The organism is Roseibium sp. SCP15 (genome assembly GCF_040329435.1).
In the GTDB taxonomy this organism is placed as follows: Bacteria; Pseudomonadota; Alphaproteobacteria; order Rhizobiales; family Stappiaceae; genus Roseibium.
Window position 1 is genome coordinate 1,212,276 of sequence record NZ_JBDZYI010000002.1, and the last position, 22,800, is coordinate 1,235,075.

The window sequence follows — 22,800 nt, forward strand, 5'->3', positions numbered from 1 at the left end:
GAAAGCGGACAACCGCTTTTCAGCTGGCTTCCGGGGGCCTCCCGGTATCGGCAAGACCATTCCGCTGAAGAAAGATTTCGTCAGGCGTCATCGGAGCCCGAGACTGAAGTCATTCATACGCGTTCTTGAGTTTCTCAAGCTCAGACCCAAGAAGCTTCGCAAATTCGGTTGTCAGCGCGGAAGGCGGCCGGTGAGCGGGTTGCATGATCGAGACGGAAAGCACCACCCGCGGTCGGAAAGGTCGGAAGATCACGGGGCAGGGCTGCGGCCTCGACTTGACATAACCCGCAGCGGTGATCGGATCACACACGCAATAGCAAAGCCCCTTTTCGACAAGCGTCAGGGCCGGCTGGAATGTCCGGAGTTCAAACCGGTGAACGAAGTCTGCTTTCTGTTCATTAAAGGCTGCCATGGTCGCGATAAGATTGGGGTGACCCTCCTGAAGTGCTGCCATCGGCTTGCCCGACAGGCCTCGCGCGTCAATCTCCTGCCTCTCGGCAAGCGGATCTCCCTCCGGTACGGCGCAAACACATTCCAACTCAAAATCCAGGGTTTCAATGGCTGGGTTGGGAGACGGCGTTTCCGCAAATCCAATATCGTATTGCTGCGATGAAACCCATTCTGCCACCACCGAAGACGCCCGCATCATCAGGGAGGCACGGACCTCGGGCCGATCTTCAAGAAACTCCGCCAGGATCTGAGGCATCATCATGTTGGCCGCTGCTGGCATGCAGGCGATGTTCAAACGACCTTTGCTGAGTGCCCCGATTTCCCGCATCGTCCGCGTGGACAGGGTCAACCGGTTCAGGATCGCTTCGGCCTCGCCAATGAAGAACTTCGCCTCGGGCGTCGCTTCCATCCGGCCACGCTGACGACGGAAAAGAGTCAGCTCAAGTTCAGTCTCCAGATTGGCGATCAGGGCGCTGACAGCCGGTTGCGTCCGGCCGAGAATCTTGGCCGCTTCCGACACCGACCCCGTCCGCATCACCTCTCTGAACGCTTGAAGTTGTCGAAAACTAACATTCATCAACATTGTTTTTACACGCGTTTTTCCGACTTTATAAAGTCACTTTATTCTAGCATCAATTTTATCGTTTTGACCTAATATACCGCGAACAGCATGTTCCTTCCAGGTTTTGGTGCCGGTGTCGACCGGTGCGGGGGAGGAACGAATGGAACGCTTTGCCAGCATCACGCTGACGTTTCTGATATGCGTTGTCGCCCTGGGGCAGTTCGTGCAGGTGATTACCCGCTACGTTCTGGAAATCCCGGTGATGGGGCTGGAGGAAAGCCTGCTTTATCCGACCATGTGGCTCTACATGCTCGGCGCGGTCAACGCTTCACGGGAAAACACCCACATCCGGGCGAACGTTCTTGAGATTTTCCTCAAGACCAAACGTCAGCATCAGGTTCTTGCCGTCATCGGCGAAGTCATCAGCCTGATCGTCGGCCTCTGGCTGACCAGTTGGGCCTGGGATTTCACCCGCTATTCCATCCGCGTCTGGCGAGAGAGCCCGACGCTGTACCTGCCGACCTTCTACGTCGATATCGCCCTGACCGTGGGGCTGGTCCTGATGATGGTCTTCACCGCCCTGCATCTGCTGCGCCACCTGCGCGCTCTTCTGGTCAAGGAGGCCTGAGATGGTTGAGGTCGCACTTCTCGCGGTTCTGGTTCTTGTCATCCTTCTGACCCTGGGCGTGCCACTGCCCTACTGCTTCGGCGGCGGACTGATGGTGATGTATTTCGTCGGCGACGTGGTGATGAAGGGCAACATGCTTTGGGGCTTCCAGCAGCTCGGCAACCCGGTTCTGCTGGCGATCCCGCTTTTCGTCCTTGCCGGGACAATCATGAGCGTCTCAGGCATTGCGGCGTCCCTGCTGAATTTCGTCAACATCTTCATTGGTCATCTGCGCGGCGGCCTCGGCGTCGTGGCCACAGTGTCCTGCGCTCTGATCGGTGCCATTTCCGGTTCCGGGCTCACCGGTGTTGCCGCCATCGGTCCGCTGCTCATCCCGGAAATGGAAAAGCAGGGCTATCCGCGTGAATACGCCACAGCCCTGATTGCCAATTCTTCGCTTCTCGGGCTGCTGATCCCGCCATCGGTCACGATGATCGTCTATGGCTGGGTCACGGATACATCGATCCTGGCCTGCTTCCTGGCGACTCTCGGTCCGGGCCTGCTGATCATGCTGAGCTTTTCCGCGGTGAACATCCGCATGGCGAAGAAGTTTCCGCTGAAGCTGGACAAGCCGCTGAAAGGGCAGGACTTCGTTGCCGAGGCTTCCTCGCGCGGTTTCAAGGCGACCCCTGCGCTGCTGATGCCGGTCATCATACTTGGCGGAATTTACGGGGGCATCATGACGCCCACCGAGGCCGCCGCCGTCGCAGTGATCTATGCCGTCCCGGTCGGTTTTCTCATCTACAAGGGACTAAACCTCAGGACATTTCTCGGCGCTGGCCGGGAAGCGGCGACTTCCGTCGGCGCGATCATGTTGATGATCCTGTTCTCGATGATCCTGTCGCAGATGTTCGTCCTGGAGAGCATTCCGCAAGCGCTGGTGCAGGCGATCTTCTCGATCACCGAAAACAAGGTCGTCCTGCTGATCCTCATCAACATCCTGTTGTTCCTGGTGGGCATGGTGGTCAATGACGTCACCGCCATCATCCTGATCGCTCCGCTGCTCTTGCCGTTGATGGAAGCGATCGGCGTCAGCCCGATCCAGTTTGCCGCGATTATGGGTGTGAACACCGCCATGGGCGGCGTCACCCCGCCCTATGCCTCAATTCTCTATCTCGGCGCGCGCATCGGCAATGTGCCGGTCACCAAGGTTATCCGACCCGCCATGGTCCTGATCCTGCTCGGCTACCTGCCGGTGGTGTTCCTGACCAGCTTCTGGCCGGACCTGTCCATGTGGCTGCCGCGCGTCTTTGGCTACTGACCCTGTTTCATCTTGACTGGAGGAGAAACCAACGATGATGAACTTCCTGAAATCCACCTGCATTGCCGCCGCCCTGCTGACGACCACCGGCATAGCAACCGCCGACACGCTTAAGGTCAGTCACATCCGACCTCAGGATGCGACGATTGACAAGGAACTGCGCGTTTTCGCCGACAAGCTCAAGGAAGCAACAGGTGGTTCGCTGGAGTTGAACCTGTTCCCGGCATCTGCCCTTGGCGACTACACTTCCGTGCAGGAACGTATTTCGGTCGGCGCGATCGACATGGCCGTTCAGCCGGCCGCAACCGCAGTCGACCGGCGCATGCAGATTTCGGCTTTCCCGTATGTCGCCGCGAACTGGGCCGACGCCAAAAAGATCTATGGACCTGGCGGTGCGATCTATGACGCCATGAAGGAGCTCTACGCCAAGCAGGACATCACCATGCTGGCAGCTTACCCGGTCTATTTCGGCGGTATTGCGCTTAACACCGACGCGGTAAACCCGGGCAACCCGGCAGCCTCCAAGGGCATCAAAGTCCGCGTACCGGGAATCAAGAGCTTCCAGTTAACAGCGGATGCGCTTGGTTACATCTCTTCCCCTATCCCGTTCTCCGAAGCTTTCACGGCGGTGCAGACCGGTGTGGTTGACGGTGTCGTCGGTTCTGGCGCTGAAGGCTACTATGCTTCCTTCCGGGACGTGACCACCACCTATGTGCCGGTGAATACGCATTTTGAAGTCTGGTACATGATCATCAATTCCGGGGCGCTGGCCGACCTCAGCGCAGAAGACCGGGCAGCCCTTGAAAAGGCCGCGCTGGAATTCGAGGCAAAGCGTTGGGAAACAGCAGAAGCCGACCAGGCTGCCTTTGAGCAAAAGCTGGCCGACTATGGCGCTACCATCGTCAAATTGAGTGATGAAGAGCTCGCCGCCACGGCTGAACACGTGCGCGCGCAGGTCTGGCCGCAAGTTCTTGAAGACGTCGGACAGGAATGGGGCCAGTCCATTCTCGACAAGATCGGCAACTGAGTCCTCGCAGGAGGGGGCGGCCAATCGCCCCCTTCTTTCTTCTACTGGAGATCATCCATGTTTCGATTCCTGAGAGAGGTTTCACCGGATATCGTTCAAGTGACCGTCAATGGTCAGCCGGTCCGGGTTCCCTCGGGTCAAACGGTCTGGTCGGCACTTGCCTTGTCAGGTCAGCCGGTCACCCGCAAGGCGGCCCTCTCCGGAGAAGATCGCAGCGCCTATTGCGCCATGGGCGTCTGTTTCGAATGCATGGTGGTGATAGACGGCGAACCCAATCAGCAGGCCTGTTTGCGCAAGGTTGCACCAGACATGGTCATCACCACCCAGATTGTTACCGAGAGCACGACGGCGACCAATGACGGCCTTTGATTGTGTGATTGTCGGCGCCGGTCCTGCCGGAATGACGGCAGCGCTGAAACTCGCCGAGCATGGTGTACGGCTGCTGGTTCTGGACCGCGGCACAAGAGCCGGAGGTCAGATCTACCGCTCCGCCGCGTCCTCCCCGCTCCCCGATGCATCGAAACTCGGGCCCGACTACACGACCGGTGCAGAATTGATTGCGGCCTTTGAAGCTTGCGGCGCAGAATACGCGCCCGGGGCAGACGTCTGGCATATCGGTGACGACGGCAAGGTCCTTTATTCTCTTGGAGGAGAGACAAGACAGGTCGAGGCCCGCGAAATACTGATCTGTCCGGGTGCCATCGAACGCCCGATGCCGATACCCGGCTGGACACTACCCGGCGTCATGACCGCAGGCGCTGCACAAGTCATGCTCAAATCGGATGCGATGGTTGCCGAAAACGCAGTCTTTGCAGGCTCCGGCCCGTTGTTGTACCTCATCGTAGCGCAATATCTGCGCCTCGGCGTCAAGGTGACAGGACTGGTCGACACCACCCCGCGAGAAAACTATCTACACGCAGCGCCCACCGTCTCCGGAGCTCTGAGCTCCGTGTCTCTCCTCCGCAAAGGGTTGTCTCTTCTGCAGGAGATTCGTCGTGCCGGGATACCGGTTTTCCGAAATGCGACACGGTTAAAAGTGCTTGGAGCAGATCGCGCTGCAGGGCTTTCGTTTCACTGCCGCGTGCAACGAGAAATATCTGCCGAGACCATCTTTCTGCACCACGGCGTCATTCCGAACCCGAACATGGCAAGAGCGCTCGGTCTCGACCATATCTGGAACGAAGACCAGCTGACCTGGCACGTGAAGAAAGACCGGTTCGGACAAAGCTCATTGCCGCATGTTTCTGTTGCCGGAGACGCAGGGGCCATCGTCGGGGCCGATGGAGCCCGTCACGAGGGGCACCTCTCCGCTCTCAACATATTGTCGCGGCTTGACAGAATATCCATCGAGGAACGTGACCGCCTTTCCAGCGCCCCCATTGGCCAATTACAGCGTTTGTCCAGGTTCCGCCGGTTCATCGACCGGCTCTACCGGCCCGTTGAGGCATTGCGCCTGCCGCAAGACGAGAACACTCTGGTCTGCCGCTGCGAGGAGCAGAGCGTTGGCGATCTTCGTGCCGGATTTGAAGACGGTGCACGGGACCCGAACGCACTGAAATCCCAGACCCGCTGCGGCATGGGACCGTGCCAGGGGCGGCAATGCGGCCCGACCGTCAGTGCCCTCCTGGCCAAGTGGCGCAATCAAGGCGAGGCAGAGGTCGGATACTACCGACTGCGCAGCCCTCAGCGCCTGCTCAGCCTGGAAGAGTTGAGCCGCTTCAGCACCTCTGAACCTGGCCAACAAGAAGCGTCGGAGGCTGCGCAATGAAAGCAGATGTGCTGATCATTGGTGGCGGTATTCAGGGATGCGCTTCGGCTTACCATCTCGCCCGCCAGGGCGTCGCAGTAACTCTCCTGGAAAAGGACTACGTCGCCCGCCATGCGTCAGGCGTGAACGCAGGCGGCGTCCGTCTCCTCGGACGTGATCTTGCCGAGGTTCCTCTTTCCAAAGCCTCCATGCACCTCTGGCAGACGCTGGATGAGGAGCTGGACGCCGATACCGGATTTCGGGCAACGTCACTGGTAAACATAGCAGCGGACGAGGCAGACATCGCCACCTTGAAGGCCCGTGAAGCTACGATGCATGCGGCCGGTCATACGCACGAACACATCATCGATCGTCAGGAACTGCGCGAAATTCTGCCTCAGGTCCATCCCTCCTGCGTTGGAGGTGCAACATCAAAGCTGGATGGTCTTGCCAACCCCTTCCGTTCCACCAATGCATTTCGCCTGGCCGCAGAAAGGCGCGGCGCCCACATCGTCGAAGGTGCTGAATTGCGAAGCCTTCGAAAGGTTGGCCCGACCTGGATCGCGCAAACCCAATCGTACTCCTATGAAGCTGCTACCGTAGTGAATTGTGCAGGCGCCTGGGCGGACCGCGTTGCGCTGATGATCGGCGACAACGTGCCGCTCAGCCATGCGGCACCCATGCTGATGATCACCGCGCGCATGCCGCATTTCGCTTCTCCTGTCGTCGGTGCGGTCAGCCGGCAGCTCAGCTTCAAGCAATTCGACAACGGTACGGTATTGATTGGTGGCGGAGCCAAGGGGTTTGCCGACCGGACAACCAACAAGACACGTCTGGACTACGCCAAGCTTGCCAGGGCGGCCCGCACCACCATCGACTTCTTCCCGATCATGGCGCGCGCTTCAATCAACCGCATGTGGGCCGGTCTTGAAGCCTATATGCCCGACAATCTTCCGGTGATCGGACCGGCGGTTAACGCTGAAAACGCCTTTCATGCCTTCGGCTTTTCCGCACATGGCTTCCAGCTCGGCCCAATCGTCGGCAAGGTCGTTGCCGAAGTGATTTTGACCGGACAGACCGGATTTGACTTGTCCGCATTCCGTATCGACCGCTATGACCGGAAGATACTTTAACTGGAGCAGAAAATGACTATCACTCGCATCGAAACCGGCCAGCGCATGAGCAAGATCGTCAAGCATAACGGCACGGTCTATCTCTGCGGCCAGACCTCGGACAAGGAATCCGTCGCCGATCAGACCCGTCACTGCCTGGAGAAGGTCGAAACTCTTCTTGAACAGGCCGGCAGCGACAAGACCCGCATCCTGCAATGCCTCATCTGGCTGTCGGACATGGCCGACTTTGCTGAAATGAACGCGGTCTGGGACGCATGGGTTCCGGAAGGCCATGCTCCGGCACGGGCCTGTGGTGAAGCCAAGCTTGCCCGGGATGCTCTGAAGGTCGAGCTGATCGTCACCGCAGCCTGCGACTGATCGTATCGATCCATCTGAATTCAGGGTTTTGACGGGGCTCCAACGAGCCCCGTCAGCTCATTCAACTGAACAACTTACCGCTTCGGGATGATGTTGTGCTCCGGTCCGAACGGGAAACCGGTGATGTTGTCGGCACCATCCTCCTTCACGATCAGAATATCGTGCTCACGGTAACCGCCCGCACCTGCCTGACCTTCCGGGATCATGATCATCGGTTCCATGGAGACGACCATGCCCGGCTCCAGAACCGTGTCGACATCCTCGCGCAACTCAACAGACGCCTCACGGCCATAGTAGTGGCTGAGCACGCCAAAGGAGTGTCCGTAGCCGAAGCTTCTGTATTGCAGCAGATCATGGCTGCGATAGATGTCGTTGAGTTCTGCGGCGATATCGCTGCAGCGGGCGCCTGGCTTGATCAGTTTCAGGCCTTCCCGGTGAACATGGCAGTTGACTTCCCACAGCCGCAGATGCTCATCCGACGCATGTTCACAGAAGAGCGTGCGCTCCAGGGCGGTGTAGTAGCCGAAGATCATCGGGAAGCAGTTCAGGCTGAGAATGTCGCCTGCCTCAACCACCTTGTTGGTGACCGGATTGTGCGCGCCATCGGTGTTGATGCCTGACTGGAACCAGGTCCAGGTGTCCATCAGCTCGACAAACGGGAAGGACTTGGCAATCTCGCGGATCATTGCATTGGTCGAAGCGATGGCAACTTCATGCTCGGTTACCCCGGCCTGAACGGCCTCGACCAGCGCGGCACCGCCAACGTCGCAAATGCGTGCGCCTTCACGAATGAGAACATGCTCTTCAGCGCTTTTTATAGTGCGCTGAGCCATGGCGTCGGCCGCAATATCAACAAACTCAACGCCCGGAAGAGCGTCCTTCAGTTGCTTGAGAAGGTCGAGCGAAACGTGGTCGAACTCGATGCCGATGCGTTTGACCGATGCGTTGGGCAGGCCGAGCAGGGACTGGATTGCGTAGAAATAGTTGTCACGGCGCCAGTCGGTGTAGATCACCGTATCGCCATGGGTGCGGCGCCAGGGCTGGCCACCATCGATCCCGGCCGCGATTGTGGTCGCCTTGTACTGCGTGATCAGCATGCCGTATTTGCGGCCGAAATAGCAGTAGAGGAAGCCGGAGTAGTAGCAGATGTTGTGGTAGGAGGTGAACAGACAGGCGTCGATCTGCCGGTCTGCCATCAGCTTTCTCAGTTTCGCCTGACGACTGTCCATCTCCTGCGGAGAAAATGGCGAGAAAGCCTTCTCACCATTGTTCATCTCATAAATGCGGATCATGTCTTCGCTCATGGGAGGTCTCCTTTCCCTGTTTCGATTCTAGGCCAGCTTTGCGCTGTTTTCCGGGCCTGAAACGCAAAACGGGCCGGCTTCCCTTCACAGAAGCCGGCCCGCCAGGCCCAAATTCAAATTGTCTTGCTGCCGGGAGTACCGGTCTTCGGCCTCCGCCCGGTGGCTGGCGTTCCGCCACCGGCTCAGTTTGAAAGCAGCGAGGCTGGTATCAGCCCGGTGATAGTCCTCTCAGGCGTTCCGACCGCCGGCGCAACAGTTCCAGCACGGTCAGGAGTGCAATTGAAATGGCAACCATCAGGGAAGCCACCGCCAGAATGGTCGGAGAAATCTGTTCGCGCAACCCTGTAAACATTTGCCATGGTAGCGTCTTCTGTCCGGCCGAACCGAGGAAGAGAACAACAACCACTTCATCGAACGACGTGATGAAGGCAAACAGCGCGCCGGACACGACACCCGGGATGATCAGCGGCATCTGAACCTTGAAGAAGGTTGTCACCGGATTTGCGCCAAGGCTTGCGGATGCGCGAACCAGACTGCGGTCGAAACCGACAAGCGTTGCCGTGACCGTAATGATCACGAAGGGCGTGCCGAGTGCGGCGTGTGCAAGCACAACACCCCAATAAGTGCCCTGCAATCCGATGCGGGAATAGAAGAAGTACATACCCGCGGCAGAGATGATCAACGGCACGATCATTGGCGAAATCAGCACCGCCATGATCGCAGACTTGTAGGGCACATGCGACTGCGACAGGCCGATAGCTGCCAGTGTGCCAAAACCGGTGGCGAGCAATGTTGCGATCGGTGCAATCAACACCGAATTCTTCAATGCCTGTTGCCAGTCCGGATTGGTGAAGAAGTCGTTGTAGTGCTTGAAGGAATAGCCTTCAGGGCTCAACGCCAGCATTTCCTTGGTAAAGGTAAAGAAGTCCTGCGCGTTGAAGCTCAGTGGAAGGATCACCAGGATCGGAAAGATCAGGAAGAAGAAGATCAGTCCGCAGATGACCCTGAAGGTGTAGAACCATGTCCGCTGAAGAGGGGACGCATATGGTGGAAGTGCGCTCATATCGTCCTCCTATCCGAGCTTGACGTTATCGATGCCGACGATCTTGTCGTAGACAACGAACAGCATGAGAACCGCAACCAGCAGCAAGGTTCCAAGGGAAGCCGCCAATCCCCAGTTCAGCGACGAGGAAATGTGATAGGCGATCCGGTTGGAGATGAAGATACCCGAAGTACCGCCCACCAGTTCCGGCGTGATGTAGTAGCCGATGGACAGAATGAACACGAGCACAGCGCCTGCGCCGATTCCGGGAACTGATTGCGGGAAGTAAACGCGCCAGAATGCGATCCAGTCATTGGCACCAAGACTTTTCGCGGCCCTTACATAAGAAGGTGAGATGGTCTTCATCACCGAGTAGAGCGGCAGGATCATGAACGGCAGCAGAATGTGCGTCATGGCGATGATAGTGCCTGTCTGGTTGTTGATCATCACCAGTCGGCCGGCGTCGCTGATCACCCCGGTCCAGACCAGGAAGTCATTGATCACCCCTTGCTGCTGCAGCAGTACTTTCCAGGCGGACGTTCGCACCAGAAGAGATGTCCAGAAGGGCAGCAGCACCAGGATCATCAGCAAGTTTGACGTTCGCAGCGGCAGGGCGGCGAGCAGAAAAGCGATCGGATAGCCAAGCAGGAGGCAGGAAACCGTGATCACGATCGACAGGAACAGGGTACGGCCGAACAGGAACAGATAGATCCGCTCGTCAGCCGGTTTCATCTCAATGCCTTCAGCAGTCTGCTGCGCATCAAACGCGTTCAGGAAGTAGCCACCGGTGTAGCGCGGCGAGAACTGTTTCAGGACCTGCCAGGTCGAAACATTGCCCCATTTCTTGTCCGCGTCGAGAAACTGTTCCTTGAAAGGTCCGGCCTCGTCCATGCGCTTGATCCGCCGGCCGGTCTTGCGGAACAGGCTGGAAATACCGCTTTGCTCATAATTCAGGCGAGACCCGAGACGGGTGTGTGTTTTTTGCTCCACGGCAACGACCATGTCGCCGTAAAGCGCGGCAAAGACTTCCTCGTTCGGAGCTTCGCCGGAGTTCGGATCCCATTCCTGTATTGCGATAACCGTTCTGGGAAGCGTGTCGGCAACGATCCCATTTTCTACAGAGCGGAACAGCATGTCCGCAATTGGTGCGACGAAGGTAATCAGGACAAAGATCAGGAGAGGCGCAATCAGCATGAGGGCGCGCAGTTTTTCCCGGCGCAGCGCCTTCGCCAGTGCCGCCTTCAGCGGTTTGCCGTCCTGGGTCGTCAGGACCTGACCGTCGGTGGTATCGCTCATGAAAAAGTCTTCCGCAAATCAGAATGGAGGGTCCGGGTGGAGAGATCCCCACCCGGACCAGAGCCTATTGGCTTACTGAGACAGCCACGCCTGGAACTTGGCGTCGATGTCGTCGCGGTAATCCGCCCACCACTCGTAGTTATAGAGGAAGGTGTTTTTCGCGTTGTTCGGATCGGTCGGCATATGCGGTGCCATGTCGATACCGAGTTTCGCGTGCTGACCCACCAGCGGAGCGGAAGACTTACGAGCCGGGCCGTAGGAGATGTATTTCGCCTGATCGGCCAGACGCTGAGTGTCGGTGGCGTACTTGACGAGTTTCTTCACCTCAGCCAGACGGTCTTCAGGCAGACCTGCCGGAATGATCCATCCGTCAAGGTCGAACACCTGTGCGTCCCACAGCATTTTCACCGGTTGCTTCTGCTCTTCGATCAGAGCAAAAAGACGACCGTTATAGGTGGAGCCGATCACGACTTCCTTGTCGGCCAGAAGCTGCGGTGTTTCAGCGCCTGCAGACCACCAGACAACGTTGTCCTTGATGGAGTCGAGTTTGGCGAAAGCCTGAGCCTGACCTTCTTCGGTTTCCAGAACGTTGTAGACTTCTTCCTTTGGAACACCGTCACACAGAAGAGCCCATTCCATGTTGTTGATCGGGCGCTTTTCCAGGGAACGCTTGCCCGGGAATGTTTCCAGATCGAAGATGTCACAGATCTCGGTCGGCTCCTTGCCGCCCCACTCATCGACGTCCGAACGGTAGCCGAACGTGGTGGAGTAAACGATCTGCGGAATGAAGCACTCGGATACCAACAGGTCGCCGAAATCTTCCGAAGCCGGTGTTCCGTCCGGAGCAGCGGCAAGGTCTTCGTCCGGATTGATTTCCAGAGCCAGGCCTTCGTCACACAGACGGATCGCATCGGAAGCAACCACATCGACCAGGTCCCAGGTGATGTTGCCTGCTTCATTCATCGCACGCAGTTTTGCAACCGCTTCGTTGGATGATTCATCCCAGATCACGTTGATGTCCGGGTTCTCCGCGGAATACGGATCCGTGTAGGCATTCTTCTGGGACGCCTGATAGGCACCGCCCCAAGAGACAACCGTCAAGTCTTTCGCAAGCGCGGCGCTACCGGCAAACGCCAGTGCAGTACCTGCAAGAATTACAGTTTTGAGCTTCATGTGAGCTAGCTCCCTCTTTTAGGATTTAACGGATATCTTTCCGTTGTTGTCGCTGGCGGCCAAAGGCCGACCGCCTTGCGAATTTAGACAACAGCGTCGAGCGCTTTACAGTCGTTGAGCGCCCAGCCCACAGGGACCGTGTCGCCAACATGCAGCTTGCGCTTCTCTCCGCGGTTGCGAACCTTAACGATGAACTCATCGTTGCCACACACGTTCATGCGAACGCGAATGTGATCCCCTAGATAGATCAGTTCTTCAATCCGGCCATTCACCAGATTGTCCATGGCATCATGAGTATCGAATTCTACACGCTCGGGCCTGAGGGACAGCGTGGTCTTGTCGCCGACGGCCGACACATTGACCTTGTCGGCCTTGAGCTGCGTACCGTCACCCAGTTCGACCAGGCACTCCTCGCCCTTTATGTCGATAACCTTGCCGCTCAGCTTGTTGTTTTCGCCGATAAACTGGGCCACGAACGAATTCTGCGGATCTTCATAAAGATCGTCGGGCGTGGACAACTGCTGGATGACGCCGTCGTTAAAGACCGCAACCCGGTCCGACATCGTCAGCGCCTCGGTCTGATCGTGCGTCACATAGACCACTGTCACACCAAGATTTTCGTGGATGTGCTTGATTTCGTACTGCATCTGCTCACGCAGCTGCTTGTCGAGGGCGCCAAGCGGCTCATCCATAAGAACCAACTCGGGATCGAACACCAGGGCGCGGGCAACCGCGACACGCTGTTGCTGGCCGCCCGACAATTGGGCCGGACGGCGGTTGCCGAAAATGCCGAGCTCGACCATGTCCAGCGCGCGCTGCACCTTCTCTTGCTGCTCAGCCTTGCCAACACCCCGGACCTGAAGCGGGAAGGCCAGGTTTTCAGCAACCGTCATATGCGGAAAGAGAGCATAATTCTGGAAGACCATGCCGATGCCGCGCTTGTGCGGCGGCACATTGTTGATCGGCCTGTCGTTCAGATAGATCTCGCCATGTGTCGCGGGCTCAAACCCTGCCAGCATCATCAGGCAGGTGGTTTTTCCGGACCCAGACGGCCCCAGCATGGTCAGAAATTCGCCGGGCGGGATATCGAGGTTGAGGTTTTTTACGACCAGGGTTTCCCCGTCATAGCTCTTTTGAACGCTGTCATACTTAACAGCAGCGCCCCGTGATTTCGCCATTTTGTCCCCAAGTCTGGTTCTATAATTATTATCAATTGCCCGACCGACATGTCGCAGGAGATTTTTGCCGCCTGTAACAATCGCCCTTGCGATCGCGACTAGAAAAACAAAAAAAATCCTACAATGAAAGAGGCAAATGAAAAAAAATGAATATTTTTTAGCCAGAACCCGATTGAATATTTTGCATCGCAGAAAATAAACGGGAATTTATACTAAATACCTACGGCCCGGAGGAAAGATTAACTTCCACCAGGCTGAGTTATCTCTAACGCACAAATGTATTTGTTCTGATTATTTCCAAAGAGTGTCACAAGCCTCTGCTTGGCCGACATGTCCCAGAACGTCAAAAAATGCTCCCGATACGCCAAAAGCGACACGTTTTCGGCAAAAGAGGACCAACGAAAGTTCTTTTCATAAACTTCAAGGTGCCGGAGAAACGCCGAATTCGGGCCACAATCGATTCATTTCTCTCACAGTCTCGACTATCTTGAAATCGATCGACTTCCTCCGTTAGGTTCCGTGCAAACAGCAGGAAACAATTTGTCAAACTCAGCCCATCAAAACCCGCTTTTTCTCACAACCAAGGAAGTTGCAGATCTTTTGCGCGTGAAGGAACGCAAGGTTTACGACCTGGCGGCAGCCGATGAGATTCCACACCGGCGGATAACCGGGAAGCTGTTGTTTCCGGCAGACGAAATTCACGCCTGGATCGACGGGTCCGGGCAGTTGCGCTCCAGAGAACGCCCCAACGTTCTGGCCGGGTCACATGACCCGCTTCTGGACTGGGCAATCCGCGCGTCCGAATGCGGACTTGCAACGCTTTGCAACGGCAGCCGCGATGGTTTGAACCAGTTTGAGGCCGGAACGGCAGCACTTGCGGGAATCCATCTGCCTGAATCAGACGGCTGGAACATCGAAACCGTCGCCGGCCGCGGATTTCCTGACGCTGTTCTGATCAACTGGGCAACCCGCAAGCGCGGCCTTCTGGTTTCAAGTGAGCTCGCGGACGAGATTCATTCGATCAATGACCTGAAAGGAAAACGGGTTGCCTTGCGCCAACCGGGTGCAGGAACTGCGGTTCTCTTTTCGAACCTGCTCGCGAACTCAGGGCTGAGCGAGGACGATCTCGCCTGCATCAAGAGCCGTGCGCACACGGAAAGTGAAGCCGCAGCAGCCGTCGCATCCGGAGAAGCGGACGCCTCTCTCGGCATTGAAGCGATGGCGCGGCAGTTCAAACTCGCCTTCGTGCCGCTTGCAGACGAGTGTTTCGACCTTCTGATCGATCGCAGATCTTTCTTCACCGAACCGGTGCAACGGCTGTTTTCCTTTGCCCGCACCACCGACTTTCAGGAAAAAGCGACCAAGCTCGGCGGATACAGCCTGACCGAACACGGGTCGATCCGCTGGCTGTCTGCCTAACGCCGAACAGGACACTTAAATGAGCGACATCCGTCCACACGAGATCATGGTTCCGACATCTGCGCCGGACGACGCCCGGCTGCATTTCATCGGCAGGATCCACACCCCCTGGAACGACAGAAAAGACTGCCCGCGGCAGGGGAAACAAGATGGCCCGGAATGCCGCATCCAAGTTTTCGAGCCCTGGGTACCGGCCCTGAAAGGCATCGAGGAATTCGACCAGATTGAAGTGCTTTGCTGGCTCGATCAGGCCCGGCGTGACCTGGTCGTCCAGAATCCCGGTCACAGCGACCGGACTTTCGGCACCTTTGCGCTGCGTTCCCCCGTCCGGCCAAATCCGATCGGCACGGTCGCGGCGAAACTGGTCTCCATCGATGGCGCAACGCTGGTGGTGCGTGGACTCGATTGCCTTGACGGCACTCCCCTGATCGACCTGAAGCCGGACCGTTGCTCCTTCACGCCCAAGGCTCCGCCAAAACCCTCAAGCTGAGCCGGTGTGAGCGCCAAGTCAGTCGACATTATCCTCGTGGCTGGCTTGACAAGCCTCTGTCAGAATTGAAAATCCCCGACAAAACCGCTCATCCGAAGCGGTGCTCTGGAGGATTTCATGCAAACGAATGCGGAGACCGGCGCCGTCGGCGTCAACGACGTTGTGTCCATCGAGCGGTTGGGCGCCATTGCCCTCGTTGCTCTGGATAATCCACCGGTAAATGCGGCGTCGCACGCCTTGCGTTCCGGTCTCTGGCAAGCCGTTGAAGAGCTGCAGAAGGACCAGGACATCAAGGCGATCGCCGTATACGGCAAGGGCCGTACATTTATTGCCGGTGCCGACATCCGGGAATTCGGCAAACCTCCGCAAGACCCTTGGTTGCCGGATCTCTGCAACTTTCTTGAAAGCTGCCCGACTCCGATCGTTTGCGTCCTGCACGGAACAACGCTTGGAGGCGGACTGGAGGTCGCTCTGTCCTGCCACGCGCGGATTGCCATCACCGGCACGAAAGTCGGTCTGCCGGAAGTCACCCTCGGGATTTTACCGGGTGCCGGGGGAACACAGCGTGCACCACGGCTTGCAGGTGTGAAAGCCTCGCTGGAGATGATCACCAGCGGCAAACCGATTGCCGCCGACAAGGCACTGCAGAGCGGGTTGGTCGACCGGGTCGAAGACGGTGCCCCACGCGATGTCGCTGTCCAGGCCGCCCGGGATGTCATTGATCAGACACTTCAGACCAGACGGACCGGCGAGCTGACCGCCGAGCAGGACAACGAGGCCGTCCGCGACATGCGCGACAAGCTGGCCAATACGCAACCATTGCTGTTTTCGCCGCACAAATGCGTTGATGCTGTGGAAGCCAGCCACCTGCCTTTGACGGAGGGGCTCAAGGAAGAACGCCGTCTCTTCAACGAATGCATGGAAAGTCCGCAGCGCGCCGGGCTCATTCACGCGTTTTTTGCCGAACGAGCGGTCTCCAAGATACCTGAAGCGTCCGCGACGCCACGCGATCTTGATCTGATTGGCGTGATCGGCAGTGGCACCATGGGGTCCGGCATCGCGACAGCACTTCTTCTCGCCGGATTTCAGGTCATCCTGACCGAGCGCGATCAGGACGGCCTGGACAGAGGTACAGCCACGATCGGGAACAATCTGGAAGGCGCGGTCAAGCGAGGCAAACTGACGACCCAGGCCCGTGACGCCATTCTGGAAAACAAACTATCGACATCGACAGACCTGTCATCGCTCTCAAATGCCGACCTTGTCATTGAAGCCGTCTTTGAAGATATGGGCGTCAAACGCGAGATCTTCGAAAAACTCGATGAGTGCGTGAAACCCGGCGCCGTGCTGGCGTCAAACACGTCCTATCTCGACATCAATCAGATCGCCGCTACAACCAGCAGACCGCAGGACGTTATCGGCCTGCACTTCTTCTCGCCCGCACATGTCATGCGCCTTCTTGAAGTCGTGGTTGCCGACAAGACGAGTGCCGACGTTGTGGCAACCGGATTTGCCCTCGCAAAGCGGCTCAAGAAGATCGGTGTCAGATCAGGGGTATGTGACGGCTTCATCGGCAATCGCATCATGACCTTCTACAAGAAGGCAGCCGACTACATGATGATGGACGGCGCGTCACCCAAAGAAATCGACGAAGCCATGAGGGGGTTCGGCCTCGCCATGGGGCCTTATCAGGTCGCCGATCTTGCTGGTCTCGACATCAGCTGGGCGGCCAACAAGCGCCGCGCGGCGACGCGCCCCCCCGAAGAACGTTACATTCCGATCGCCGATCAGTTGTGCGAGCAAGGGTGGTTCGGCCGCAAGACCGGTCAGGGCTTTTACATCTATGATGACGACGGCACTCGGCCGAACCCGAAAGCTCTGGAAATCATCGATGACGAACGCCGAAAGGCGGGCGTTACCCCTCGAGCCTTTTCCTCAGAAGAGATCGTCAACCGGTTCACCACCGCAATGATCCTGGAGGCGACACGTGTGCTTGAGGAGAAGATTGCACTGCGCCCGATCGACGTCGATGCAGTGTTCCTGTTCGGCTACGGTTTCCCGCGCTTCCGCGGCGGCCCGATGCACACGGCCGATCAGATTGGCCCGAAAGAGCTGGTGAGGCGGATCGAGGAATATGCCCAGGAAGACGACTATTACTGGCAAGTGCCCGACCTTCTGAGAAAGATGGCCGAGACTGGCGAGACCTTTGCGCAGATGAACGAACGCGTGTGAGGCCTGCGGCGCTCGGCGGCGGTTAAATTCAAAGCCTGGCAAGCCGGCAAATTAGGGTCCGGAAAGTCCCTATCGCGCGGCGCTTATTCGCAACTCCGCAAGGGTACTGGATCCCGGGCTTCCCGCTGGTCGCCCGGGATGACAACAGTAGCGGCGACCGGCTCTCATTGTCATCCCGGCCGCAGCGTAGCGGAGAGCCGGGATCTAGTAGTCCCAAACCCAGTAATCGCCCTAAACGCCAGCATCCGTGCAACGTGCTAAATCCTCCGGGCTGCGTCCAGACCACCATGAGCATATTCAGGAACGCTGGCGCCGAGGCGCAGGCCCAGCTCCGGATTGGATGCATTGCCGTCCAATGCGCGCTTTTTCACACCCTGAAGGATCGCTCCCATCCGGAAAAAGCAGAAAGCAAGGTAAAAGCCGAAGTCCGGAATTCCCGGCAGTCCCATCCGCTTGCAATAAGCATCTATGAAGGCCTGGTCTTCAGGCAGACCGAGCTTAGACCGATCGACGCCCGCCAACCCCCTACCTTCTTCGCCGGTTGGCCGTTGCCATTGCATGATCAGCGCTGCGAGGTCGGCATAGGGGTGTCCAATGGTCGACAGTTCCCAGTCGAGTACGGCGACACATTCCGGGCCTTTCCTGGCGAAGAGCAGATTGTCGATACGATAGTCACCGTGAACGAGTGTACGCGTTCCGTCATCTTCCGGGATATTCCCGTCCAACCACATGATCAGATCGTTCATCGCCGGAATGGATTCCGTTTCGCTCGCCCTGTACTGCCTGGTCCAACGATCGATCTGACGGCGATAGTAGTTCCCGGCAGGACCAAAATCAGTCAGGCCGCGCGCCTCCAGATCAATTGAATGTATCGCGGCCAGAACCCGATTCATTTCGTCATAGACGACGGTCCGCAAGTCCGAGGCGAGATCCAACAGACGCGGGTCGTCATAGTTCCGGCCGTCCACAAGATCCATGATGTAGAAGGACGAACCGACAATGCTGTCGTCTTCACAAAGCACGTGCATGCCGGCGACCGGAACCTCAGAACCGGCAAGCGCATTCTGGACACGGAACTCACGATCCACCGCGTGGGCCGATTTCAGCAGAATGCCGGGAGGCTTCCGGCGCAGCACATAGTTGCCCGAAGCCGCGGAGAGCCGAAAGGTCGGATTGGACTGACCACGGTTGAATTTTGCAGCTCGAACCGGGCCGCGAAATCCGGGCAGGTTCTTCTCCAGCCAGCTGGCCAGTGCGTCCGGATCCAGTTCCGTTCCGCGTCCGGACATTTTCACACCTTGTCGTTGGTGTACTTGCGCAACTCGGTCCGGGCGATCTGGCGACGATGCACCGCGTCGGGACCGTCGGCAAATCGCAGGGTTCTCAAATGCGTCCACATGCCTGCCAGCGGAAAATCCTGGCTGATGCCAGCCGCACCGTGAACCTGCATTGCCTCGTCTACGACTTTCAAGGCCATCAGCGGTGCGACGACCTTGATCTTGCTGATCCAGGGCTGGGCAGCACGCGTTCCTTGTGTGTCCATGACCCAGGCGGCTTTCAGGCACAGGAGCCGCGCCATCTCGATTTCCATGCGTGCATTTGCGATGATGTCGTGATTGGCGCCCAGATCCGTCAGCTTTTTTCCAAACGCTTCACGCCTCATGGCGCGCTTGCACAGGAGCTCCAATGCTTTTTCAGCCTGACCGATGGCCCGCATGCAATGGTGAATGCGCCCCGGACCCAAGCGGCCCTGAGCCACTTCGAAGCCCCTGCCCTCGCCCAAAATGAGATCCTCTTCGGGTACAGATACATCGGTAAAACGGATATGCATATGACCGTGCGGAGCATCATCTGCACCGAAGACATGCATGGGACGCAGGACTTCAATTCCCGGAGCGTCCGCGGGTATCAGAAACATGGAATGGCGGGCGTGCTTGTGAGCCTCCGGATCCGTTGCGGCCATGACGATATAGAGCTTGCACCGTGGGTCACCCGCCCCTGTCGCCCACCACTTGTCGCCGGTCAGGATCCACCGACCATCCCGTTTTTGCGCGGTCATCGCGATGTTTGTGGCATCCGAAGACGCAACATCAGGCTCGGTCATCAGGTAAGCGGAGCGAATTTCGCCGTTCAGCAAAGGCTTCAGCCAGCGTTCCTTGTGCGCTTCGGTGCCATAACGTTCCAGCACCTCCATGTTGCCCGTATCGGGCGCGTTGCAATTGAACACTTCCGCGGCGATGCCGACCTTGCCCATTTCCTCTGCAAGATATGCATATTCAACGGTTGTCAGACCGAAGCCTTTCTCACTGTCGGTCAGCCAGAAGTTCCAGAGCCCCCTTTGTTTTGCCTTTGCTTTCAAGTCTTCCAGGATTTCAATCTGGCGGTCGGTCAGTTGAAAACGATCTGCTGAGGGGTGTCGTCCAACTTCATGATGATACTCGACATCAAGCGGTTCGATTTCGGTCTCGACCATCTCGCGGACCTTTTCGATCAGCGGCCGCACCTTGTCGGAAATTCCAAGGTCCATGTGTCCCCCAGTTCACGTTAGATAAAAGCGGTTCAGCCAGTCGGCCTTCACCGCCGGGCGTCGTTCACCCTCGATTTCCACGGTCGCCTGCCAGAGAACATCAACCTCTCCCGGCTTATTCTGCTTCACGTCTCCAAGAACAAACCGGCCACGCAGACGTGCTCCGCTTCTGACCGGTGACAGGAAGCGAACCTTGTCGAAACCGTAATTGATGCCCATGACGGCACCTTCGATCTGCGGCTGCGCTTCCTGTCCCATTGCAGACAGGAGTGAAAGTGTCAGAAAGCCGTGCGCAATCGTGCCGCCAAACGGCGTCGCGGCCGCGCGTTCCGGGTCGACATGGATAAACTGGTGATCGTGTGTAACCTTGGCAAAGGCATCGATCTGAGGCTGATCTATCAGGTACCAGGAAGAAACGCCGATCTCCTGACCGGTCATCGCCATCAGGCTTTCGATCGTGACCGGCCCGGTCTTGCGTGCTGCCGTCACTCATACGCCTCCTGAAACAGGTCCGGCCCCGTTTCCACGTTGATGCCGCCGCTGACAGGCAAGATTGCCCCTGTGACGTATGCTCCTCCGCGCCCGCACAGAAACTGCACTGCCGCAGCAATGTCTTCCGGGCGCCCGACGCGGCCAAGCGGTACCTGAGCCCCAACCCGTGACCTGACCTCTTCATCTGCCGTGGCGAAGGCGGTCATTTTGCTGACAAAGGGACCAGGAGCCAGGGCATTGACCGTGATCCGCCGTTCTGCCAGCTCCTTGGCGAGAATTCTGGTGAGATGATGGACGGCAGCTTTCGATGCGGCATAGCTGTAGGCCCTGTCCCCATGAGCCGTTTCCCCCATAACCGAGCCGACATTGACCACACGCGCCGGGTCATCATCGCTTGCGGCAGCTTCCAACAAAGGCAACAGGCTTTGCGTCAGTTGAAAGAGGCCGGCCACGTTTAGCTGCATCACCCTGTCCCAGGCAGAGTGCGGAAACTGGCCAAGAGGTGCGCCCCAGCTTGTGCCGGCATTGTTCATCAAGATATCAAGCCGATCGGTTCGCTTGCCGATCTCCGCGGCAAGCCCGGCAATGCCTTCTTCCGTCGACACGTCGCCGCCAAACCCTTCCGCTTTTCCGTCATATCCGACCGCGTTCAGCTCAGCCGCTGCTGCCTTGCAGGCTTCCGCCTTGCGGCTGGCGATCAAAACACTGGCGCCGGCTGCCAGCAGCCCTTCCGCAGCCATCCGGCCGATTCCCGTTGCGCCACCTGTTACGAGCGCCGTTTTTCCCGGCAGGCTGAACAAATCTTCCGGCTTCATTCGGCTTCTCCGGCATGCTGCTTTCTGAGCGTCAGTTTTGAGACCTTGCCCGTTGCCGTCAGTGGCAGTTCATCGACAAAGACGACATCGTCCGGCACCTGCCATTTCGCGACCCGTTCGGCCAGAAGGTCGAAAAGCTCCTGCTTTTGCGGCTGTGCGTCTTCTCTGGCCTGAACGATCAACAGTGGTCGCTCGTCCCACTTCTCATCAGGAACTGCTATGACCGCGCAGTTGGCAACCCCCGGGTGAGACATGACGATATTTTCCAGATCCAGCGAAGAGATCCACTCGCCTCCGGATTTTATGAGATCTTTCGACCGGTCCGTGATGTTCAAGAAACCGTCCTGATCGATCGTGGCAATGTCACCGGTACAGAACCAGCCTTCGCCGTCGAACACTGGCCTGGACGCCTCGTCATTGTTGAAATACCCGGATGTAATCGTGTTGCCACGGACATAAAGGTGGCCCGGTGTCTTGCCGTCGTGCGGCAGCCTGATGCCGGCATCGTCGACAATCTTCATGTCAACGCCGAAGACCCGCCGCCCCTGCGACTGCTTGCGGTCGATGCGCTCGTCGAAAGCCATTTGGTCCATTTCTGACGGCAGGTTGCACTGGGTGCCAAGCGGGCTCATTTCAGTCATGCCCCAAGCGTGACAGACGTTGACGCCGCGGCTCTCAAAAGTCTCGATCAGACTGCGGGAAGCAGCCGAACCGCCAACGACGATATCGCCAAGGCCCTCCGGCAGACGGCCTCTCTGGGTGATTTCATTCAGCAGTCCGTGCCAGACCGTCGGCACTCCCCAGGCGGAGTAGACCTTTTCCCGGTCCATCAGATCAAAAAGGCTTTTGCCATCCAGAGCACTTCCCGGGAAAATCAGGCTTACCCCGGAGAGTGGCGCCGCGTATGGCAATCCCCAGGCATTCACGTGAAAGAGCGGGACGACCGGCAGGATACGGACACCCTCTCGGAGGATCTTGGGGATCGTCACACACATGCTGAAAGCGTGCAGAACCGTTGAGCGGTGCGAAAACAGCGTGCCCTTCGGTTCGCCGGTCGTGCCGGAGGTATAACAAAGGCCTGCAGCCTGATCTTCGGGGAACTCCGGCCAATCAATCTCCCCTGGTTGGCCATCGAGAAGATCTTCGTAGCAAAACGCACCTTCCAGCGACGTTTCTGGCATATGAGCCCGGTCGGTCATGATGATGAAACGCAAGTCTTTCGGCAAATGTGCAGCCAGCCGTTCCAGGATCGGAACAAACGTCAGGTCAACAAAGAGCAAACGATCTTCGGCATGACTGACGATGTAGAGCATCTGCTCGGCTGACAGTCGTGGATTGATGGTATGACAGATCGCGCCTATGCCCGAGATCGCATAATAGAGCTCGAAATGGCGGTAACCGTTCCAGGCAAGCGTCGCGATCCTGTCTCCCGGTTTCACGCCAAGGCTCTTCAGGCCATGTGCCAGTTGCGCGACCCGTCTTGCGGTCTCGCCATAGGTCGTTCGGTGAACGTCCCCTTCAGTGCGTACGGACACAATTTCCCCGGAAGGGTATGTTTCCGCGGCAAAAGTGATGAGGTCCGCCACCTTCAGCGGACGGTGCATCATCAATCCCTTCATGTGTGTCCT

Annotated in this window: 21 protein-coding genes; 10 read left to right on the plus strand and 11 right to left on the minus strand. The window is 57.8% G+C overall.

Annotated features, from left to right (window positions below):
• Nucleotides 1-109 precede the first annotated feature (109 nt).
• Nucleotides 110-1,033 (minus strand): LysR substrate-binding domain-containing protein, encoded by a 924-nt coding sequence (locus ABLO27_RS12980; protein ID WP_353033335.1) that lies wholly within the window; start codon nucleotides 1,031-1,033, stop codon nucleotides 110-112.
• A 139-nt stretch (nucleotides 1,034-1,172) separates the two neighbouring features.
• On the opposite strand from ABLO27_RS12980, the gene ABLO27_RS12985 reads away from it, so the two are divergent.
• The 7 genes from ABLO27_RS12985 to ABLO27_RS13015 are packed head-to-tail and all read left to right on the plus strand — an operon-like array spanning nucleotide 1,173 to nucleotide 7,204.
• Nucleotides 1,173-1,640 carry a TRAP transporter small permease gene (locus ABLO27_RS12985; RefSeq protein WP_353033336.1) on the plus strand — a complete coding sequence of 156 codons (468 nt, stop codon included), beginning with the start codon at nucleotides 1,173-1,175 and terminating at the stop codon, nucleotides 1,638-1,640.
• 1 nt (nucleotide 1,641) lies between these two features.
• On the plus strand, nucleotides 1,642-2,940 hold the full coding sequence (locus tag ABLO27_RS12990) for a TRAP transporter large permease (protein ID WP_353033337.1): 1,299 nt from the start codon (nucleotides 1,642-1,644) through the stop codon (nucleotides 2,938-2,940).
• A gap of 34 nt (nucleotides 2,941-2,974) precedes the next feature.
• Nucleotides 2,975-3,967, plus strand: a complete 993-nt coding sequence (dctP, locus tag ABLO27_RS12995) for a TRAP transporter substrate-binding protein DctP (protein WP_353033338.1) — start codon at nucleotides 2,975-2,977, stop codon at nucleotides 3,965-3,967.
• A gap of 57 nt (nucleotides 3,968-4,024) precedes the next feature.
• Nucleotides 4,025-4,336 (plus strand): (2Fe-2S)-binding protein, encoded by a 312-nt coding sequence (locus ABLO27_RS13000; RefSeq protein WP_353033339.1) that lies wholly within the window; start codon nucleotides 4,025-4,027, stop codon nucleotides 4,334-4,336.
• Nucleotides 4,323-5,735 carry an NAD(P)/FAD-dependent oxidoreductase gene (locus ABLO27_RS13005; RefSeq protein ID WP_353033340.1) on the plus strand — a complete coding sequence of 471 codons (1,413 nt, stop codon included), beginning with the start codon at nucleotides 4,323-4,325 and terminating at the stop codon, nucleotides 5,733-5,735. The genes ABLO27_RS13000 and ABLO27_RS13005 overlap by 14 nt, the downstream gene beginning before the upstream one ends.
• Nucleotides 5,732-6,847, plus strand: a complete 1,116-nt coding sequence (locus ABLO27_RS13010) for an NAD(P)/FAD-dependent oxidoreductase (RefSeq protein ID WP_353033341.1) — start codon at nucleotides 5,732-5,734, stop codon at nucleotides 6,845-6,847. The genes ABLO27_RS13005 and ABLO27_RS13010 overlap by 4 nt, the downstream gene beginning before the upstream one ends.
• Before the next feature lie 12 nt (nucleotides 6,848-6,859).
• Nucleotides 6,860-7,204 carry a RidA family protein gene (locus ABLO27_RS13015; protein ID WP_353033342.1) on the plus strand — a complete coding sequence of 115 codons (345 nt, stop codon included), beginning with the start codon at nucleotides 6,860-6,862 and terminating at the stop codon, nucleotides 7,202-7,204.
• A gap of 74 nt (nucleotides 7,205-7,278) precedes the next feature.
• On the opposite strand, the gene ABLO27_RS13020 is transcribed toward ABLO27_RS13015, so the two are convergent.
• From ABLO27_RS13020 to ABLO27_RS13040, 5 genes are all read right to left on the minus strand, one after another.
• Nucleotides 7,279-8,508: a M24 family metallopeptidase gene (locus tag ABLO27_RS13020; protein ID WP_353033343.1), complete on the minus strand. Its 1,230-nt coding sequence runs from the start codon at nucleotides 8,506-8,508 to the stop codon at nucleotides 7,279-7,281.
• Nucleotides 8,509-8,716: 208 nt separating this feature from the next.
• A complete protein-coding gene (locus tag ABLO27_RS13025) occupies nucleotides 8,717-9,571 on the minus strand; it encodes an ABC transporter permease (protein ID WP_353033344.1) in 855 nt (284 codons plus the stop codon).
• Between the two features lie 9 nt (nucleotides 9,572-9,580).
• A complete protein-coding gene (locus ABLO27_RS13030) occupies nucleotides 9,581-10,846 on the minus strand; it encodes an ABC transporter permease (RefSeq protein WP_353033345.1) in 1,266 nt (421 codons plus the stop codon).
• Nucleotides 10,847-10,918: 72 nt separating this feature from the next.
• Nucleotides 10,919-12,019 (minus strand): extracellular solute-binding protein, encoded by a 1,101-nt coding sequence (locus tag ABLO27_RS13035; protein WP_353033346.1) that lies wholly within the window; start codon nucleotides 12,017-12,019, stop codon nucleotides 10,919-10,921.
• Nucleotides 12,020-12,102: 83 nt separating this feature from the next.
• Nucleotides 12,103-13,197 (minus strand): ABC transporter ATP-binding protein, encoded by a 1,095-nt coding sequence (locus ABLO27_RS13040; RefSeq protein ID WP_353033347.1) that lies wholly within the window; start codon nucleotides 13,195-13,197, stop codon nucleotides 12,103-12,105.
• Nucleotides 13,198-13,737: 540 nt separating this feature from the next.
• Between ABLO27_RS13040 and ABLO27_RS13045 the strand changes: the two genes are divergently transcribed.
• The 3 genes from ABLO27_RS13045 (at nucleotide 13,738) to ABLO27_RS13055 (ending at nucleotide 17,338) form a co-directional block, all read left to right on the plus strand.
• Nucleotides 13,738-14,616: a helix-turn-helix transcriptional regulator gene (locus tag ABLO27_RS13045; protein WP_353033348.1), complete on the plus strand. Its 879-nt coding sequence runs from the start codon at nucleotides 13,738-13,740 to the stop codon at nucleotides 14,614-14,616.
• Nucleotides 14,617-14,635: 19 nt separating this feature from the next.
• The gene (gene tsaA, locus ABLO27_RS13050; protein ID WP_353033349.1) at nucleotides 14,636-15,106 is read left to right on the plus strand and encodes a tRNA (N6-threonylcarbamoyladenosine(37)-N6)-methyltransferase TrmO; all 471 of its coding nucleotides are present in this window, start codon (nucleotides 14,636-14,638) and stop codon (nucleotides 15,104-15,106) included.
• A gap of 117 nt (nucleotides 15,107-15,223) precedes the next feature.
• Nucleotides 15,224-17,338, plus strand: a complete 2,115-nt coding sequence (locus tag ABLO27_RS13055; RefSeq protein WP_353033350.1) for a 3-hydroxyacyl-CoA dehydrogenase NAD-binding domain-containing protein — start codon at nucleotides 15,224-15,226, stop codon at nucleotides 17,336-17,338.
• 257 nt (nucleotides 17,339-17,595) lie between these two features.
• Here ABLO27_RS13055 and ABLO27_RS13060 read toward each other — a convergent pair whose 3' ends face one another.
• From ABLO27_RS13060 to ABLO27_RS13080, 5 genes are read right to left on the minus strand one after another with little or no spacing between them, the layout of a single operon-like run.
• The gene (locus ABLO27_RS13060) at nucleotides 17,596-18,627 is read right to left on the minus strand and encodes a phosphotransferase family protein (protein ID WP_353033351.1); all 1,032 of its coding nucleotides are present in this window, start codon (nucleotides 18,625-18,627) and stop codon (nucleotides 17,596-17,598) included.
• A gap of 2 nt (nucleotides 18,628-18,629) precedes the next feature.
• The gene (locus tag ABLO27_RS13065) at nucleotides 18,630-19,865 is read right to left on the minus strand and encodes an acyl-CoA dehydrogenase family protein (protein ID WP_353033352.1); all 1,236 of its coding nucleotides are present in this window, start codon (nucleotides 19,863-19,865) and stop codon (nucleotides 18,630-18,632) included.
• Nucleotides 19,866-19,877: 12 nt separating this feature from the next.
• Nucleotides 19,878-20,354: a MaoC family dehydratase gene (locus ABLO27_RS13070; RefSeq protein ID WP_417714775.1), complete on the minus strand. Its 477-nt coding sequence runs from the start codon at nucleotides 20,352-20,354 to the stop codon at nucleotides 19,878-19,880.
• Nucleotides 20,351-21,172, minus strand: coding sequence for an SDR family oxidoreductase (locus tag ABLO27_RS13075; protein WP_353033353.1), 822 nt, complete (start codon nucleotides 21,170-21,172; stop codon nucleotides 20,351-20,353). Before ABLO27_RS13075 ends, ABLO27_RS13070 begins: the two co-directional genes overlap by 4 nt.
• Nucleotides 21,169-22,791 (minus strand): long-chain fatty acid--CoA ligase, encoded by a 1,623-nt coding sequence (locus ABLO27_RS13080; RefSeq protein WP_353033354.1) that lies wholly within the window; start codon nucleotides 22,789-22,791, stop codon nucleotides 21,169-21,171. The genes ABLO27_RS13075 and ABLO27_RS13080 overlap by 4 nt, the downstream gene beginning before the upstream one ends.
• Between the last annotated feature and the right edge of the window lie 9 nt (nucleotides 22,792-22,800).

Coding starts and splice junctions, on each gene's coding strand:
- ABLO27_RS12990 (WP_353033337.1), top strand. CDS start 1,642: ATGGTTGAGGTCGCACTTCTCGCGGTTCTGGTTCTTGTCATCCTTCTG.
- ABLO27_RS13005 (WP_353033340.1), top strand. CDS start 4,323: ATGACGGCCTTTGATTGTGTGATTGTCGGCGCCGGTCCTGCCGGAATG.
- ABLO27_RS13025 (WP_353033344.1), bottom strand. CDS start 9,571: ATGAGCGCACTTCCACCATATGCGTCCCCTCTTCAGCGGACATGGTTC.
- ABLO27_RS13020 (WP_353033343.1), bottom strand. CDS start 8,508: ATGAGCGAAGACATGATCCGCATTTATGAGATGAACAATGGTGAGAAG.
- ABLO27_RS13065 (WP_353033352.1), bottom strand. CDS start 19,865: ATGGACCTTGGAATTTCCGACAAGGTGCGGCCGCTGATCGAAAAGGTC.
- ABLO27_RS12980 (WP_353033335.1), bottom strand. CDS start 1,033: ATGTTGATGAATGTTAGTTTTCGACAACTTCAAGCGTTCAGAGAGGTG.
- ABLO27_RS13000 (WP_353033339.1), top strand. CDS start 4,025: ATGTTTCGATTCCTGAGAGAGGTTTCACCGGATATCGTTCAAGTGACC.
- ABLO27_RS12985 (WP_353033336.1), top strand. CDS start 1,173: ATGGAACGCTTTGCCAGCATCACGCTGACGTTTCTGATATGCGTTGTC.
- ABLO27_RS13030 (WP_353033345.1), bottom strand. CDS start 10,846: ATGAGCGATACCACCGACGGTCAGGTCCTGACGACCCAGGACGGCAAA.
- ABLO27_RS13075 (WP_353033353.1), bottom strand. CDS start 21,172: ATGAAGCCGGAAGATTTGTTCAGCCTGCCGGGAAAAACGGCGCTCGTA.
- ABLO27_RS13060 (WP_353033351.1), bottom strand. CDS start 18,627: ATGTCCGGACGCGGAACGGAACTGGATCCGGACGCACTGGCCAGCTGG.
- ABLO27_RS13035 (WP_353033346.1), bottom strand. CDS start 12,019: ATGAAGCTCAAAACTGTAATTCTTGCAGGTACTGCACTGGCGTTTGCC.
- ABLO27_RS13010 (WP_353033341.1), top strand. CDS start 5,732: ATGAAAGCAGATGTGCTGATCATTGGTGGCGGTATTCAGGGATGCGCT.
- ABLO27_RS13080 (WP_353033354.1), bottom strand. CDS start 22,791: ATGAAGGGATTGATGATGCACCGTCCGCTGAAGGTGGCGGACCTCATC.
- ABLO27_RS13040 (WP_353033347.1), bottom strand. CDS start 13,197: ATGGCGAAATCACGGGGCGCTGCTGTTAAGTATGACAGCGTTCAAAAG.
- ABLO27_RS13015 (WP_353033342.1), top strand. CDS start 6,860: ATGACTATCACTCGCATCGAAACCGGCCAGCGCATGAGCAAGATCGTC.
- ABLO27_RS13055 (WP_353033350.1), top strand. CDS start 15,224: ATGCAAACGAATGCGGAGACCGGCGCCGTCGGCGTCAACGACGTTGTG.
- tsaA (WP_353033349.1), top strand. CDS start 14,636: ATGAGCGACATCCGTCCACACGAGATCATGGTTCCGACATCTGCGCCG.
- dctP (WP_353033338.1), top strand. CDS start 2,975: ATGATGAACTTCCTGAAATCCACCTGCATTGCCGCCGCCCTGCTGACG.